Annotated in this window: 16 protein-coding genes; 6 read left to right on the top strand and 10 right to left on the bottom strand. The window is 53.4% G+C overall.

All coding sequences use genetic code 11. The annotated features are described in order from the left end of the window. Positions 1-3: 3 nt before the first annotated feature. The 5 genes from BBW69_RS08065 to def form a co-directional block, all read right to left on the bottom strand. Positions 4-2,109, bottom strand: coding sequence for a PAS domain-containing sensor histidine kinase (locus BBW69_RS08065; RefSeq protein ID WP_188210993.1), 2,106 nt, complete (start codon positions 2,107-2,109; stop codon positions 4-6). Continuing rightward, entirely contained in the window at positions 2,109-2,705 is a 597-nt protein-coding gene (locus BBW69_RS08060; protein ID WP_188210992.1) for a DUF4390 domain-containing protein, read from the bottom strand. Before BBW69_RS08060 ends, BBW69_RS08065 begins: the two co-directional genes overlap by 1 nt. Beyond that, on the bottom strand, positions 2,671-3,930 hold the full coding sequence (gene rsmB / locus BBW69_RS08055; protein ID WP_188210991.1) for a 16S rRNA (cytosine(967)-C(5))-methyltransferase RsmB: 1,260 nt from the start codon (positions 3,928-3,930) through the stop codon (positions 2,671-2,673). Before rsmB ends, BBW69_RS08060 begins: the two co-directional genes overlap by 35 nt. A 79-nt stretch (positions 3,931-4,009) precedes the next feature. Further along, positions 4,010-4,936, bottom strand: a complete 927-nt coding sequence (gene fmt, locus BBW69_RS08050; protein WP_188210990.1) for a methionyl-tRNA formyltransferase — start codon at positions 4,934-4,936, stop codon at positions 4,010-4,012. A gap of 87 nt (positions 4,937-5,023) precedes the next feature. Then, positions 5,024-5,527, bottom strand: coding sequence for a peptide deformylase (def, locus tag BBW69_RS08045; RefSeq protein ID WP_003677952.1), 504 nt, complete (start codon positions 5,525-5,527; stop codon positions 5,024-5,026). Positions 5,528-5,709: 182 nt separating this feature from the next. Here def and BBW69_RS08040 point away from each other — a divergent pair, with 182 nt between their 5' ends. Continuing rightward, complete coding sequence (locus BBW69_RS08040) at positions 5,710-6,939, top strand: LysM peptidoglycan-binding domain-containing protein (protein WP_188210989.1); 1,230 nt, start codon at positions 5,710-5,712, stop codon at positions 6,937-6,939. 62 nt (positions 6,940-7,001) lie between these two features. On the opposite strand, the gene BBW69_RS08035 is transcribed toward BBW69_RS08040, so the two are convergent. The 3 genes from BBW69_RS08035 to pyrB all read right to left on the bottom strand — a co-directional run bounded on the left by BBW69_RS08035 (position 7,002) and on the right by pyrB (position 9,117). Continuing rightward, positions 7,002-7,661 (bottom strand): hypothetical protein, encoded by a 660-nt coding sequence (locus BBW69_RS08035; RefSeq protein WP_188211043.1) that lies wholly within the window; start codon positions 7,659-7,661, stop codon positions 7,002-7,004. 67 nt (positions 7,662-7,728) lie between these two features. Further along, the gene (gene pyrI / locus BBW69_RS08030) at positions 7,729-8,187 is read right to left on the bottom strand and encodes an aspartate carbamoyltransferase regulatory subunit (protein WP_107859623.1); all 459 of its coding nucleotides are present in this window, start codon (positions 8,185-8,187) and stop codon (positions 7,729-7,731) included. A 9-nt stretch (positions 8,188-8,196) separates the two neighbouring features. Then, a complete protein-coding gene (gene pyrB / locus BBW69_RS08025; protein ID WP_188210988.1) occupies positions 8,197-9,117 on the bottom strand; it encodes an aspartate carbamoyltransferase in 921 nt (306 codons plus the stop codon). Between the two features lie 46 nt (positions 9,118-9,163). Here pyrB and BBW69_RS08020 point away from each other — a divergent pair, with 46 nt between their 5' ends. From BBW69_RS08020 to BBW69_RS10065, 3 genes are read left to right on the top strand one after another with little or no spacing between them, the layout of a single operon-like run. Continuing rightward, positions 9,164-9,307 (top strand): hypothetical protein, encoded by a 144-nt coding sequence (locus BBW69_RS08020; RefSeq protein WP_159068921.1) that lies wholly within the window; start codon positions 9,164-9,166, stop codon positions 9,305-9,307. 32 nt (positions 9,308-9,339) lie between these two features. Further along, a complete protein-coding gene (locus tag BBW69_RS08015; RefSeq protein WP_188210987.1) occupies positions 9,340-10,182 on the top strand; it encodes a GNAT family N-acetyltransferase in 843 nt (280 codons plus the stop codon). Next, complete coding sequence (locus tag BBW69_RS10065) at positions 10,179-10,304, top strand: hypothetical protein (protein WP_255489364.1); 126 nt, start codon at positions 10,179-10,181, stop codon at positions 10,302-10,304. Before BBW69_RS08015 ends, BBW69_RS10065 begins: the two co-directional genes overlap by 4 nt. A gap of 51 nt (positions 10,305-10,355) precedes the next feature. Here BBW69_RS10065 and BBW69_RS08010 read toward each other — a convergent pair whose 3' ends face one another. After that, positions 10,356-10,865 carry a hypothetical protein gene (locus tag BBW69_RS08010; RefSeq protein ID WP_107859626.1) on the bottom strand — a complete coding sequence of 170 codons (510 nt, stop codon included), beginning with the start codon at positions 10,863-10,865 and terminating at the stop codon, positions 10,356-10,358. A 266-nt stretch (positions 10,866-11,131) separates the two neighbouring features. On the opposite strand from BBW69_RS08010, the gene BBW69_RS10060 reads away from it, so the two are divergent. Further along, complete coding sequence (locus BBW69_RS10060; protein WP_255489363.1) at positions 11,132-11,257, top strand: hypothetical protein; 126 nt, start codon at positions 11,132-11,134, stop codon at positions 11,255-11,257. Positions 11,258-11,335: 78 nt separating this feature from the next. Then, entirely contained in the window at positions 11,336-12,730 is a 1,395-nt protein-coding gene (locus tag BBW69_RS08005; protein ID WP_188210986.1) for an OmpP1/FadL family transporter, read from the top strand. Positions 12,731-12,809: 79 nt separating this feature from the next. Here BBW69_RS08005 and BBW69_RS08000 read toward each other — a convergent pair. Beyond that, a partial coding sequence (locus tag BBW69_RS08000) for a hypothetical protein (RefSeq protein ID WP_223169984.1) occupies positions 12,810-14,526 on the bottom strand: 1,717 nt, incomplete at its 5' end.

The following is a 14,526-nucleotide window of genomic DNA, read 5'->3' as shown; positions in this document are numbered from 1 at the left end:
AATTTATACCGTTTTTGGCAAGATTATTCTGACACACGCGCCACCCGCATCCTGATTGCTCAAACTGATGCGGCCGCCGTGTTCTTCAATGATTTTTTTCACTACGGGCAGACCCAGTCCCGTTCCCGCCGGCTTATCCGTCACATACGGCTCGAAAGCATTGTGCAGCATTTCCTTGCCGAATCCCTTGCCGTTGTCGCAAACCGTCAGGACAATCTGTCCGTCCCTCCCCGCCTCCGATTTTACCCTGACTTCGGGCATATCGGCTTCCTCTGCCGCCTCGGCGGCATTTTTGAAAATATTGTGCAGCACCTGCCGCATGGCGGTCGTATCAGCCGCCACCATCAGCGGTTCTCCGGCAAGCTCCGCCGCAAACCGGCACGGACCGGCTTCATACAACGCCAAAACATCGCCGACCAATACGTTCAAATCCTGTTTTTCCAATTTGAGCGAAGGGGAACGCGCATAATTGCGGAATGCTTCGACCATTTCCTTCAATGCCGCCACCTGTTTGACGATGGTTTCGGTCGAACGTGCCAGGATTTGCGCATCCTGCTCATCCAGTTTCCCGTCCAATTTCCATGCCAGACGTTCGGCAGAAAGCTGGATGGGCGTGAGCGGATTGCGGATTTCGTGTGCCAGCCGTTTGGCCACTTCGCCCCACGCCGCTTCTTTTTGCGCGTGTATCAATACGGTGATGTCGTCTATGACCATAACCACACCGTTGTCGTTGTCTTCAGGCAGGACCGTTGCCTTACCCAGCAGGATTTTGGCATCGTCCGGAGCGGCATATCCCACCTGAACCGGTTTGTCCGTACCCGCTGTCGCATCGATAGCATCAAACACTTCGGCAAGCAGGGTATGCTGCACCGAAACGCCGTGCCAACCGTGCCGGTTGCTGCCCCACAGCGGCACGAGCGACATACTCAAGATATGTTCTGCAGCTTTGTTAAAGGTTTTCAGACGGCCTGTTTCGTCAAATACCACCACACCCGTGGTCAGGCTCTCCAACACGCATTCGAGATAATGCCTGGCGGCTTCTTCGCGCTTCCTATTGCGCTCGTCCGCTTTCTTGGCAATGGAAAGCTGCTCGGTCATATGGTTGAACAACTTGCTCAAACGCCCGAACTCATCGTTGCGCAGTACAGGGCGCATCTGGCTGAAATCGCCCTGTGCGACCGCCTTCGCCCCTTCGGCAAGCGACAAGATGGGCTCGACGAAACGACGGGCAAAATACAGCGCCATCACCAGGGCAAGGAAAATCGACAGCAGCGAGGCGGCAAGCAGCGTCGCCAGAAAGAAGGTCTGCAAACCCTTTTTGCTGTAACTCAACTCAGCATATTTCGCCCTTGCCTTTTCGATTAAGACGGCATCCTCTGCCACGCCTTTGGGAATGGGCTGACGGAAAAACAGCGCATAATCGCGTCCGTTGTACGTACCCGCCAGCAGCCAGCCCTGCGCGTATAATACGCCGCCTATACTTTCCAAGCTCCTGACCGAACCGGCCTGTTGGATTTTCTCCCAATGTTCCTTATCCGGAAACGGCTGGTCAAGCTTATGCGGATTGATGCTTTTTTCGATTTTACCGCTTGCCGCATTGTAAAGGGACAACTGGGTAAACCCGCCGGCATAATGTTCCAGCACTCTGCCCATATTGCCGGATAGGGAGGCAGTGCTGATGAGGTCTATCTGGACGGGGACGGCATTGCTGAGGGCATTGTCTGCCGCCAGATTCAATGCGGACTTGCTCAAATTGAGGCTGCGTTCAAGCGCCTCGTAAGTGTCGTTACCGAACCACGAATTAATCGTCCCGTTGATAAACTGCGCGGAAATGCCGAATAGGAACACGCCGGGCAATACGGCAACCATCGTGAACATTCCGGAAAGACGTTTGGCAATCTGCGAACCGAATACGCCGTTGCGCCTGTCTTTCAACAGCAATATGACATAACGTGCCAAAACGGCGGACAACACCAGCAGCAGCATTGCGCTGAACGAGACAATCCACCAGAAATAATCCGCCAGCGAACTGGTGCTGCCGGTTGCCGCCGTCAGTCCGTACAACAGGACGACGGCGCATATGGCTGCTATCAGTAGAAAACGGCGCATTATTTGTTCCCAAGAATGTTTAAAGGTTTCCAACCCGAATCCAAATGCCAGTTTTTAGAAGTCAATGCATTGATTTGGAAAGGTTTCGGCAGTTTTGAAGTGGACAACAGCAGACGGATTTCGGCCTTGGTTTCCCTTGCCTCCGTACCGGAAAGCGTGCCTTTATGCAGGACTTTCCAGTTGGCAACCGCACCGATTGCGCGCAATGCCGCATCCAAGGTATCGTAGTCGGTGGAAAATGCACCGACGGTAACACGGTAACGGTTGGTCAACGGATGGAAGGTCAGTTTGTAATAAATATTGCTGTCGTCGCCGATTAATTGGTCGAATTTAAACCGGTATGAGGCAACAGTAGGCGCGGAAAGTTGCCAGCCCAAGGTGAAATTAAGCGGCACGCCCCGGCGCAACGCCTGTTTGAGCTGGTCTGGCAGCTCGGTTTGGAAACGGCTGCTGACTGAGAGCTGCCCGCCGTCGGTTATCCTCGCTTCGGCACGACTCACATCTATCCCCTCCGCCGCCACATTCTGAAAGGCGGGGAGCATCAGCGGCACAATCAGCCATTTACTGCTTTTGAATAAGCGCGTAATAAAAGCCATCTTGGTGTTTGTTCGGTAAGAGTACCCGCGATTCGATCAGTTCTGCATCGGCATGGCGGTTGAGGAATTTTTGCAATTGTCCGTCGTTTTCCTCGACGAACACGGAACAGGTGGCGATCAACATCCTTCCCCCGCTTTTCAGCACCTGCCACAATGCATCCAGCAGGGCTTCCTGCTGACGGGCGGTTTTCATGCCGTCGGTCGGTCGGCGCAGCCATTTGACGTCGGGATTGCGCCGCGCCACGCCCGAGGCAGTACACGGCACGTCGGCAAGGACGGCGTCAAACGGTTTCCCATCATACCATGCCGGCAGTTCCTGTGCATCGGCACACGCCGTCGATGCCGTCTGAAAACCCAGGCGCGCGATATTGTCTTCCACCCGTTTCAGACGGCCTGCATCAATATCCAAGGCGGTAACACGGCAATCCGCCAATTCCAAAATATGCCCCGTCTTGCCGCCCGGAGCGGCGCAGGCATCCAAAATCCGTTCGCCGTCTTTCGGGTTAAGAAGATACGCCGCCTGCTGCGCGCCGAAGTCCTGTACCGAAACAATGCCGTCTGAAAAACCGGGCAGGCGGTTCACCGGCACTGCTTCTTCTAACATCACGGCGTATTCGTCCAACGCCCTGGCCGGAATACCTTCCGCAGCCAGTTTTTCCAAATAGCTTTCGGCATTGCCGTGTCGGCGGTTGACGCGCAAAGTCATCGGCGGATGGGATTGCAGCGCAGCGGTGATGTTGTGCCAGTGTTTCGGATAATGGTTTTTCAAATAAGCCACCCACCACAGCGGCAGGTTGTATTTCGCCACATCGTCTTTTTTACAGGAAGCCGCAAGCTTATCGCGTTCGCGCAAAAAGCGGCGCAAAATCGCGTTTGCAAACGAACGGTACTGCCCGCGCCCGATTTTCGCGATGCTTTCCACCGCCTCATTGACCACGGCATGGGGCGCGTTGCGCGTGTAATGCAGCTGGTACAACGCCGCCAAAAGCAGGCTTTCGAGCTGCGGGTTGTCAATCGGTTTTTTCAGCATCTGCGCGAGCATATGTTTCAAACTGCCCAGATAACGCTGACAGCCGTAGGCGATGTCCTGCAACGCGCCGTTTTCCTGTACTGTAAGGTTGGGATGCGCGGTGCGGATTTGCGCCAACACGTCCTGAAGGTTACATCCTTCGGCAACTGCCGCAATGCTGTCGGCGGCAAGTTTTTGGGCAAGTGCCATGCTCATATTATGTGATTCGCTTTCTTCAACTGATGGTTTCCGGACGGTATTCCCGTTTGCGGTTCAAGATGCCGTCTGAAGGAATTTACAGCTTTGTCCCTGCTTCAATAGACCGTCCTGCAGCAAACGCCGCAATATTCATACGTCTGCCGCCAGCAGGCTGCAATTCCGTAATATTCAGCGCGTTTTCGCCACAGGCAACAACCAAACCGTCCGCGGAACAGGACAATACTTCGCCCGCACAGCCTTGTTGCACCACGACTTCCGCCCGCCAGATTTTCATCGGCTTGCCCTGATACTCCACCCATGCGGCAGGTACGGGGTTGAAGGCGCGGATTTTGCGCTCAATCACTGCCACGCTTTCGTTCCAATCAATACGCGCTTCTTCTTTGCTCAATTTCTGGGCGTAGGTAACACCTTCTTCGGGCTGTTTGACCGCGTTCAGACGGCCTTCCGCCTGCAGATGCAGCAAGTCGGCAACAATCGCTTCGGCACCCAAACCCATCAGCGCGTCATGCACTTCGTTGGCGGTATCGGTCGGTTGAATGGCGTAGCGGTGTTCGCTGACCACATCGCCGGTGTCCAAACCGATGTCCATCTGCATGATGCACACACCCGTCTCGGCATCGCCGGCTTCAATCGCTCGTTGAATCGGCGCCGCGCCGCGCCAACGGGGTAACAGTGAAGCATGGATATTGAGGCAGCCGTGTTTCGGCGTATCCAACACATCTTGCGGCAAAATCAAACCATACGCGGCAACCACCATTACGTCTGCCTCGACCTCTTTGAGCATTTGCAGGGCTTCGGCGTTGTTGCGCAGTTTTTCGGGCTGCACCACGGTCAAACCCAATTCCAAGGCAGCCTGTTTGACCGGCGATGCGGTCAACTGCATACCGCGGCCTTTGGGACGGTCGGGCTGGGTCAATACCAGCGGGACTTCAAAACCGGCGGCGGCAATGGCTTTTAAGGCGGCAGCCGCAAAATCGGGCGTGCCGGCAAAGATAACTTTCATAGCATATTCCTGCGTATGCGTAAGGTTGTCGGATAATGCCATGCCGTATGAAAACGCCGCAGCGTTCAGACGGCATGGCAAAACAGGTCAAATCGTATGTTTCTGACGTTTTTTCAGTTTGGTCTTAATCCGACCCTGCTTAAGCTGGGAAAGGTGTTCGACAAATACGATACCCATCAGGTGGTCCAACTCGTGCTGTACGCAAATCGCCAATAATCCGTCTGCCTCCAGCGTGAATTTCTCGCCTTTTTCGTTCAGAGCCTCAACCTTGACGCTTTCGGCGCGGGTAACGGTGTCGTAAATACCCGGCACCGACAGGCAACCTTCTTCGTAAGTGGTTTCGCCGTCTTTCTCAACAATGACGGGGTTGATGAACACGCGCGGCTCGCTGCGGTCTTCGGTCAAATCCATCACGACGATGCGCTCGTGCACATCGACCTGCGTCGCCGCCAGCCCGATACCGCGCGCCTCGTACATGGTTTCAAACATATCGGCAACCAGCTTTTGGATGCGCTCGTCAACTTGTTCGACAGGCTTTGCCACCGTGTGCAGACGCTCGTCGGGATATTGGAGGATATTCAGTAAAGCCATAATTTTCTCTTTCCGTCGGCAGATACGCTGCCTGTTTTTCACAATTACCGTGATGGTATGGTTAATTCAATGTTAAAATACAAACAATTTATTGTAATGCGGCACGTCCCACAAAGACCTCCGCCACTCTTTCCAACCCAATCAAACAAACAAACCGAAATTCAGTTATAAGGGGAACGGTTATGCAACATCGTATTATAACCCTGCTCTGCATGGCAGGCATGGTATTCTCGACACAAACTTTGGCGGCAAATCTGAAGGTGCGTCCGAATGCGCCGCAACGGTACACAGTCAAACAGGGAGACACCCTGTGGGGCATCTCCGGCAAATACCTGTACAGCCCGTGGCAATGGAGCCGCCTGTGGGGTGCAAACCGCAGCCAAATCCACAATCCTAACCTGATTTATCCGGGTCAGGTTTTGGTGTTGCGCTACGTTAACGGCGAACCGCGCCTCAGCCTGGAACAAACAGACAACATCCCGGTTGTCAAAATGAGTCCGAATAAAGAAGTGTCCGGATACGGTATTCCCGCTATCGATGTCAACTTCTACCGCGTCTTCATGCAGCATCCGCAAATCATTTCCCACCAAGAGACAGCCGCCGCGCCCCGACTGGTTGCCGGGCCCGACAGCAGGATGATGTATACCAAAGGAGACCGTGTTTACACTAAAGGGCTGCAAGAGCCGGGCCGCTACCTGACCTACCGTATCAATAAAAATATCACCGATCCGGATACGGGTAAATTCCTCGGACAAGAAGTCGCATTCAGCGGCATCGTACGCTCCCTGCCCTATACCGATACCGCCCTCGAACAACGCTCCGAACAGGCGGCGGAACAGTTGAAAGACAACGAATACTACACCCGCGTCCATCCTTCGATTACTCCGCTGCGCACCCATTCGATACAGCCGCTGGTGGTAGAAACCGCCATCTCTGAAATACAGCAGGGAGACTATCTGTTGAAAATGCCGGAAAACACCGACCAATTCAACATGATACCGCATGAGCCGTCCCGTCCGGTTCAGGCAAAAATCGTTTCCGTATTTGAAGGTACGGAGGTTGCCGGCCAGTTCCAAACCATTACGATAGACAAAGGCGAGGCGGACGGATTGGACAAAGGCACGGTACTGAGCCTCTACAAACGCAACAAGGTTATGAAAGTCGATCTCTCCAACAACTTGGCACAAGCACCCAAGAGTAAAGATACGGTCGAGCTGATTTCCACTCCTGCAGAAGAAGTGAGCCTGGCAATGGTTTACCGTACCTCCGAACACCTGTCGTCCGCCATCATTCTGGAAAACATCTCCGATATTTCCGTAGGCGATACCGCCGCCAATCCGGGACGCGATTTGGAAAATATGCCGGATTCGGACCGCAGCCGTGTGAAGGTTGGCTTCGACCGCTCCGAATAATTCATCATCCGACAAAAATGCCGTCTGAAACACCTTTCGTTTCAGACGGCATTTTTCCATCTTCAATAAAATATCCGCTTAGGCTTTTCCGATGTTTTTGAAATCTCCTGCAACGCCTGATTGAGCCCCTCCAAATCCAACACCGTTTCCGAACGGCAGGAATCGCCGAAGATGTTTTTATATTCCGCAGTCAGTTTCAGCACCCCTTTGAACGCACGCCCCTCCAAAGCTTCAGACAATGCGAAAATATCGGCGAACACGCGTCCGTAGGTTTCACCCGAAGCAACCGCATCCGTGCCCAATGTGAACATGTCCATTTTTGCCAACTCGGCCGCAATCACACGCGCGTCTTCATCGTCAGGCAGCACTTCCGCCTTAAACCTGACCTGTTCCGCCATACCTTTGCCGTGGTTCCTGACCAGCAGGGCAAGCATCTGCGGTTTATGTTCCAAATGCTGCAAGGAAGCATGGAGAACCGGATGGATGCTTTCGTTCTGTATCATTTTCTCACGGTAAAACTTCTCCCCCGCAACCTTCGAACGAACAGAGACGACGGCCCACACCAGCCATACCAGCGCGATGGCGGAGATGACGGCCACCAGCCTGAACAGCTCTCCGGTATAGGCTTTTTGGTTAAACCAAACCTGCGCGGTTAAAAAACCGGCAAAGAAAATCAAGACATACAATATCGGTGCAAAGCGGCTTTGGATAGAAGCGTGCATCATTATTCCATTTCAAGTTGGCAAAATGGCGGCAGGCAAAATTCCGCCGCCGGGCTGCGGGAATTCTTCAGGCTTCCGCCACCGAATCCCTGCTGTAGGTTTTTTCGCAGTAATGGCATTTCAGCCTTGTCTGCCCGTTTTGATTTTTAACATAAAACCGGCTTTTGACCGGCTCGCCGTGGCTGGCGCAATTGGTGTTCGGGCAACGGAACACTTCGGCAATTTCATCGGGCAGGTTCAAATGCCGTTTCTGCACGACCTTGAAATTGTCGATAGTATTAACCACTGCTTCGGGTGCAAACAGGGCAAGGCGGTCAGCGGCACTGTCGTCCAACCATACTCCGTTGATTTTGATGATGTCCTTGCTGCCCTGGGTTTTACTGGGCAGGTTGAAGCCTACGGTTACCGCACTGCCGTAGTGCAAAAGTTTGAACTGGCGCAGGATGGTCAGCCCCCTGCCGGCGGGAATATGGTCGATCACCGTACCTTTTTCAATGGCTTCGACACTGAGTTTCGGGGTTTCCATATCTGTTCCTCACACTTCTTCGTTCAACACCAGCGACAATATCGCCATACGCGCATAAACGCCGTTGGTTGCCTGCTCGAAATAATAGGCATGCGGCGTAGCATCGACATCGGGATGGATTTCGTCCACACGCGGCAAAGGGTGCAGCACGCGCAGGTTCGGTTTGGCGCGGGCGAGCATAGACGCTTCGAGGTTGAATTTGCCTTGGATTTTGGCAAATTCCTGTTCGTCGAAACGTTCGCGTTGAACACGGGTCATATACAGGATATCCGCCCATTCCGCCGCTTCTTCCAAACTGCCGAGGATACGGTATCGGCAGCCGGCTTCGTCCAACTCTTCGGTAATATAGTCGGGCATGGCCAGGCTGGGCGGCGAAACAAAGGCAAATTCACAATTCCAGCGTTTCAACGCCTGACAAAGCGAATGCACGGTACGTCCGTATTTCAAGTCGCCCGCCATGGCGATTTTGAGGTTGTCCAAACGTCTCTGCGTTTCATAAATGGTAACCAGGTCGAGCAGCGTCTGACTGGGGTGCTGGTTCGTGCCGTCGCCGGCGTTGATAACGGGGACACGCGAAAACTCCGCCGCCACACGCGCCGCGCCGTCTTTGGGATGGCGCTGGATGATAGCATCGGTATATCCGGAAATGATGCGGGCGGTATCGGCAAGCGTCTCGCCTTTTTTCGCACTGGTATTCGCGCCGTCCGAGAAACCGATAACTTTGCCGCCCAGCCGCTGTACCGCCGTTTCAAACGACAGGCGCGTACGCGTGGACGGTTCAAAGAAGCACGAACCGATAAGTTTCCCTTCCAACAGGTTGCCGTGCGGCTCCGACTTCAGTTTCAATGCCGTCTGAAGCAGCAGCTCGAGCTGTTCCCGCGTCAAATCAGAAATAGAAATAACATGCTGTTTATATAGCGGATTAGGCATTTCACCCTTCCTCCGTAAAAGACCCGCGCCAAGCAGGCATCCGGTTATGCGTCCACACCGCCCGAGTGTTTCCGAAAGCGGCAATACGCCGCGTATTATCGCACATTTGCCGCCGCAAAGTTTCAACCGTGCACATCAAACGGTTTTCAGACGGCATATCCAAACACGCCCGCATAAGCATAAGGTATAATCCGGTCAGACATTTCTTTTCAGGAAACCGCCATGTTAGTCTGCAACCCTTACGAGGTAGTCATCCACGGTACGACGAGTTCCGGCAAGATTTTCCGTCCCAGCGACTGGGCAGAACGCCTGTGCGGCATTCTGTCCTCGTTTACCAAAGACAACAGGCTTTCCTATTCGAAATGGGTGCGCCCCATGCTGGTGGACAACATCCGCTGCGTTGCCGTCGATAAAAAACTGGAAACCGACAATCCCCAGATGTTCCGCTTCCTGATGGACTTTGCCGCCGACAACGACCTGCGCGTCATCGACTGCAAGGCACTGCTCGAAGAACGCGAACACGGAAAAGCAGACGAAGCCGCAGCCGAACACATCCCGTTGGCACAAGCAATCGAAGAAAAACATTCTGCCGAAAAAGCACGAGAAACCGCCGCCGCGGTTGCAGCCTACACCTTGCGCGAAATCGGTGCGGAAGACACGTCCACCGCCTTTGCCGCCTTAAGCGTGCTGCGCTCCATGCTGACCGACATCAACCGTTTTACCGAACAGATCAACAAAATCCAACGTCCCGCCGGCTACCGCCTGCTGGGTATTTTTGAAGAAGGCAAACACAATGCCGTCGCCGTCTGCGGTTTCCACGAAGCCTGCAACCTCGCCAGCGGCCGACATATCCATATCGACGACATCGTTACCCTGCCGCAAAGCCGCCGCAAAGGTTATGCTTCCCGCCTGCTGGAAGAAGTCCGGAAAATCGGTGCGGAAACAGGGGTTACCAAAATCCACCTTAACGTCCACGTCAACCACGACCGTACCGACGCGCACCGCCTGTATTTCAAAAACGGTTTTGAAATCTACGCCTACCACTTCCGTTGCGACCCCAAATGAAAACACTCCTCCTCATCTGCACCCTGTTGCCCCTTGCCGCCTGCACCGCCTTTTCCGGACAAGGCGGCAGCCGGATTTACGGCGAAATCAAAACCGGTATCGAAACCCGGCACAGCCGTTAAAAAATGCCGTCTGAACCCCGATGCTTCAGACGGCATTTCACAATATGCATTCTATTTTTCAACGTTGCCTGCCTTTGCAGCCCTGACCGAAACCGTCTGCAGCCTATACCAGCCAAACAGTCTGACCACGCACAACACCGCCAGCCACGGCATACACAAAGCTGTCAGGACATAGCGCGCATTACCCGTATTGACCACATCAACGCCACGCATCAGCGACAACAGCGCGTTTGCCCACTCCCACACCGAAGGCACGCTAAACGCCAAAACCGCCACCAAACCCAACGTCCGGAATATTCCGATTTCCAAAACCTGCCGCCGCAACACCGAACGGTTGAGCAAAAACAAAACCACCAACCCGAAGCCGACCACCGCCGACATACCTCCGTTTGCAACAATCTGCAAACTGTTGAACGCAATATCGGGGGTAACGGCCAATACGCCTTCAGAATCCGGCACGGCACGCTGCAAATCCAAACCCTGCAACACATTCAATACAAAACCGTACACCAAATCCGCCAATACCACGCCTATCGGCAAAGCACTCAAAAGCCGCCACATCTTTTCATCCGTCCAGCTGTTCAAAACTTTATTTTACCCGACCGTGCAGGCTGCCGAACAAAAATAAATTCAGCTTGAACCATCATGCCGCACCACACCGGCACCGATACAGGTAAAACATCAGTCCGCCCATTTAAACCATTTTTAAAATCAAACCATAAGATTCCGAACCGAGGGAAATTCCATACGGACAACACAAACCGCAAACCGACCGAACCCGACTCGCCGCCGAAACATTGCGCACCCGATAATCCGAGCCGTACACCATGCCGTCTGAAACCGATGCCGCCGGGTTTCAGACGGCATCTTATTTGCCCTCCGCAGCAAACCAACCCAATCGGCACGCTTCGGCGAAGCCGAAAGAATTGTGCAAATTCGGCAACGTGGTATAGAATTGAGTGTCTATACTAAAGAGAAACAAGGCATTTAACTGCCTTTTTTATTTGTCTGCCCTTTTTACGGAAACTGAAATGACCCCTTCCACACTGAAAAAAACCGTCCTGCTGCTCGGCACTGCCTTTGCCGCCGCATCCGTCCATGCATCCGGCTACCACTTCGGCACACAGTCGGTCAATGCGCAAAGCACGGCAAATGCCGCCGCCGCAGAAGCCGCCGACGCATCGACCATCTTCTACAACCCTGCCGGCCTGACCAAACTCGACAGCAGTCAGATTTCCGTCAACGCCAACATCGTATTGCCCAGCATTCGTTATGAGGCAGATTCCGCCACCGACTTTACCGGTATTCCCGTCCAAGGTTCGAAAAGCGGCAAAATCACCAAAACCACGGTTGCGCCCCACATCTACGGCGCATACAAAGCCACCGACGACCTGACCGTGGGCTTGGGCGTGTACGTCCCCTTCGGCTCCGCCACCGAATACGAAAAAGATTCTGTGTTGCGCCACAACATCAACAAACTCGGTCTGACCAGCATCGCCGTCGAACCTGTCGCCGCATGGAAACTCAACGACCGTCACTCCTTCGGCGCAGGCATCATCGCCCAACATACTTCCGCCGAACTACGTAAATATGCCGACTGGGGTATCCAGCAAAAAGCAGCAATGCTGAAAGCAACACCGTCCAATCCCGCCGGTGCAGCCGCCATTCAGGCCGACGGACACGCCGATGTCAAAGGCAGCGATTGGGGCTTCGGCTACCAACTGGCGTGGATGTGGGACATCAACGACCGCGCGCGCGTGGGCGTGAACTACCGTTCCAAAGTTTCACACACGCTCGAAGGCACTGCCGAATGGGCGGCAGACAGTGCAATGGCGAAACAGTTATGGGCGGCAAAATTATTGGAGGCGCGCGGTTATGTGCCGAATGAAAAAGCCAGCGTCAAAATCGTAACGCCTGAGTCTTTGTCCGTACACGGCATGTACAAAGTGTCTGATAAAACCGACCTGTTCGGCGACGTAACTTGGACGCGCCACAGCCGCTTCAATAAGGCGGAACTGGTTTTTGAAAACGAAAAAGCCGTCATCAGAGGCAAATCCGACCGTACCACCATCACCCCCAACTGGCGCAACACCTACAAAGTCGGATTCGGCGGTTCTTATCAAATCAGCGAACCGCTGCAACTGCGCGCCGGTATCGCTTTTGACAAATCGCCCGTCCGCAACGCCGACTACCGTATGAACAGCCTGCCCGACGGCAACCGCATCTGGTTCTCCACCGGCATGAAATACAATATCGGTAAAAACCACGTCGTCGATGCTGCCTACACCCACATCCACATCAACGACACCAGCTACCGCACGGCGAAGGCAAGCGGCAGCGATGTAGACAGCAAAGGCGCGTCTTCCGCACATTTCAGAAACAAAGCCGACATCATCGGCCTGCAATATACCTACAAATTCAAATAAACGGCTCGCCGTCTAAATGTAACAATGCCGTCTGAACGCTTCCGTTTCAGACGGCATTTTTATCAGGCAGCCAATACGCTTACCTCGGTATTCTATTAAACATTTGCCAAACTTCCTTCATATCAAAACAATCGGAACGCTCGGGCAGCAAAACGGCAGCAGGCAGCTTGGTGATGCCGTTCAAGCCGCGCGGGAACAGCGCAATCCGCTCTTTGCCCTTTTCTACATAATCCGCCCTACGGGTACGGACGGAAACCACTTCTCGATGGCGGTAAAGCAGCGTGTTCATCTCAATATAAGCTTCGTTGTGGATGGTTGCCGACTGTTTCTGCAACACATCTAACTGCCTACGGAGCTTGTCACCGGTTTTCAGAAGCCTGTTGAAAAACGACGGTTTGCCTTCCAGCTTGGCAGTACAGGTTTCGATGCTTTCCGAGACCAACTCAAGCTGCTTGGAATACTTTTCCAAACAACGTTCCAAGTCGTTCAGGCAGGCACTCACCTTGCCGGAAAACTCTTCTTCCGGTTTCCTTTTTTGAATAGACAATATCTCGCGGCTGCGGTGTTCCATTGCGGAAATATAGGCGTTCATGCGGTCGGACATGTTTTCCGCATCCCTGTTCATCCACAGCACAGGCAGCAGGCGGAAGGTTTCAAACGAATTAAAGATGCCGCCGAAAGACTGGCGGAAGGCGATATAAATATATCTTAAATCTTCCTCTCCCTTCGCCATGCGCGTCAGACAATAGTAGAACGGATCAAGGACAGTGTCGCCCAACAACCGCTCGAACTCTTCCAATCTGGCAGCAATCGCCTGCGTGCGTTCGACTTGCGCGGGGAATGGCGAAAACAGCAGCGGCAATACTTTCTCATTGTAGTTTTCCTCCATCTTATCCATCATATCGATGATTTCCCAGCTCACACCGGCTTGCATCGAGAGAATCTGTTTCAAACCGTTGGCAAAGCTCAGAGCATCATTCTGAGTGATGTTGCGGACGGGGATGTGGATGGCGGTGTAATAGCGGTTGTAGCTGGTATAGAGCTTGTCTTCCGACAGGAAGCGGCGCAAGGAAAACGGAAGGTCATCAGTGTAGTACGGCGCGATGGCGAAGATGTATTCCGATGTTCGGATAACTTCCAACTGACGGGTGCGCTGTTCGGCAAACAATACTTTGTTAAACACCGGTTCGGGCATCTGCTTCACTTCGCGCGGGCGCATCACCGGAAAACTGTTGCCGAGCAGGTGCGATTTTAGGAACACTTCGCAGATATAGGTACAGATGATGTCCGAATCGAGGTTGCGGGTGTTTTCGGGGATTTCCCATTGGGTTTTGTTTTTCAATATTGCAGCAGCGGCGTAGATGAATTCGGTTTTCAGAATCTGTTTGAAATTTTCCCGTGCGCGTTTATTCTCGGTATTTACGTTTTTAATGACGGACAGCACGCTTTCGAGAATGTCGGCAATATCAATCGGCGATTCGCATTGCGCCAATATATTCAGGCGTTCCGCGATATGCCCTGCCAGCCGTTTGAGATCGGGGATGGGGATGTCTGCCGCCAGCGATGCGAACGAAATACGTTTTTTGGGAAGGCAAGTGAAAGAACCGTCGGATTCATTGTAGCCGATGCCTTTTCGGGAAAGGATTTGCGTACAGGCGTCCTGTCTGGCTTCGGGAGAAAGTGTTTTGAAGATTTCTGTCAGATTTTCCTGCCAATGGCAGTCGAGTTCGGGAAGGATTTGATTGAGCCTGAAACGGACGGTGTAAGGGATAAGGTCTTGCTCGAAATGTTCATTT

The organism is Neisseria sp. RH3002v2f (assembly GCF_014596375.1).
Lineage (GTDB): Bacteria > Pseudomonadota > Gammaproteobacteria > Burkholderiales > Neisseriaceae > Neisseria > Neisseria cinerea.
This window is presented reverse-complemented; position numbering and strand designations above follow the sequence as displayed.

Bases quoted from the DNA above. Each gene is read 5' to 3' on its own strand.
- BBW69_RS10065 (WP_255489364.1), top strand. From the start codon at position 10,179: ATGAAAACACTCCTCCTCATCTGCACCCTGTTGCCCCTTGCCGCCTGC.
- rsmB (WP_188210991.1), bottom strand. From the start codon at position 3,930: ATGAGCATGGCACTTGCCCAAAAACTTGCCGCCGACAGCATTGCGGCA.
- pyrB (WP_188210988.1), bottom strand. From the start codon at position 9,117: ATGCCTAATCCGCTATATAAACAGCATGTTATTTCTATTTCTGATTTG.
- BBW69_RS10060 (WP_255489363.1), top strand. From the start codon at position 11,132: ATGCCGTCTGAAACCGATGCCGCCGGGTTTCAGACGGCATCTTATTTG.
- fmt (WP_188210990.1), bottom strand. From the start codon at position 4,936: ATGAAAGTTATCTTTGCCGGCACGCCCGATTTTGCGGCTGCCGCCTTA.
- BBW69_RS08020 (WP_159068921.1), top strand. From the start codon at position 9,164: ATGCGTCCACACCGCCCGAGTGTTTCCGAAAGCGGCAATACGCCGCGT.
- def (WP_003677952.1), bottom strand. From the start codon at position 5,527: ATGGCTTTACTGAATATCCTCCAATATCCCGACGAGCGTCTGCACACG.
- BBW69_RS08005 (WP_188210986.1), top strand. From the start codon at position 11,336: ATGACCCCTTCCACACTGAAAAAAACCGTCCTGCTGCTCGGCACTGCC.
- BBW69_RS08065 (WP_188210993.1), bottom strand. From the start codon at position 2,109: ATGCGCCGTTTTCTACTGATAGCAGCCATATGCGCCGTCGTCCTGTTG.
- pyrI (WP_107859623.1), bottom strand. From the start codon at position 8,187: ATGGAAACCCCGAAACTCAGTGTCGAAGCCATTGAAAAAGGTACGGTG.
- BBW69_RS08015 (WP_188210987.1), top strand. From the start codon at position 9,340: ATGTTAGTCTGCAACCCTTACGAGGTAGTCATCCACGGTACGACGAGT.
- BBW69_RS08040 (WP_188210989.1), top strand. From the start codon at position 5,710: ATGCAACATCGTATTATAACCCTGCTCTGCATGGCAGGCATGGTATTC.
- BBW69_RS08060 (WP_188210992.1), bottom strand. From the start codon at position 2,705: ATGGCTTTTATTACGCGCTTATTCAAAAGCAGTAAATGGCTGATTGTG.
- BBW69_RS08010 (WP_107859626.1), bottom strand. From the start codon at position 10,865: ATGTGGCGGCTTTTGAGTGCTTTGCCGATAGGCGTGGTATTGGCGGAT.
- BBW69_RS08035 (WP_188211043.1), bottom strand. From the start codon at position 7,661: ATGCACGCTTCTATCCAAAGCCGCTTTGCACCGATATTGTATGTCTTG.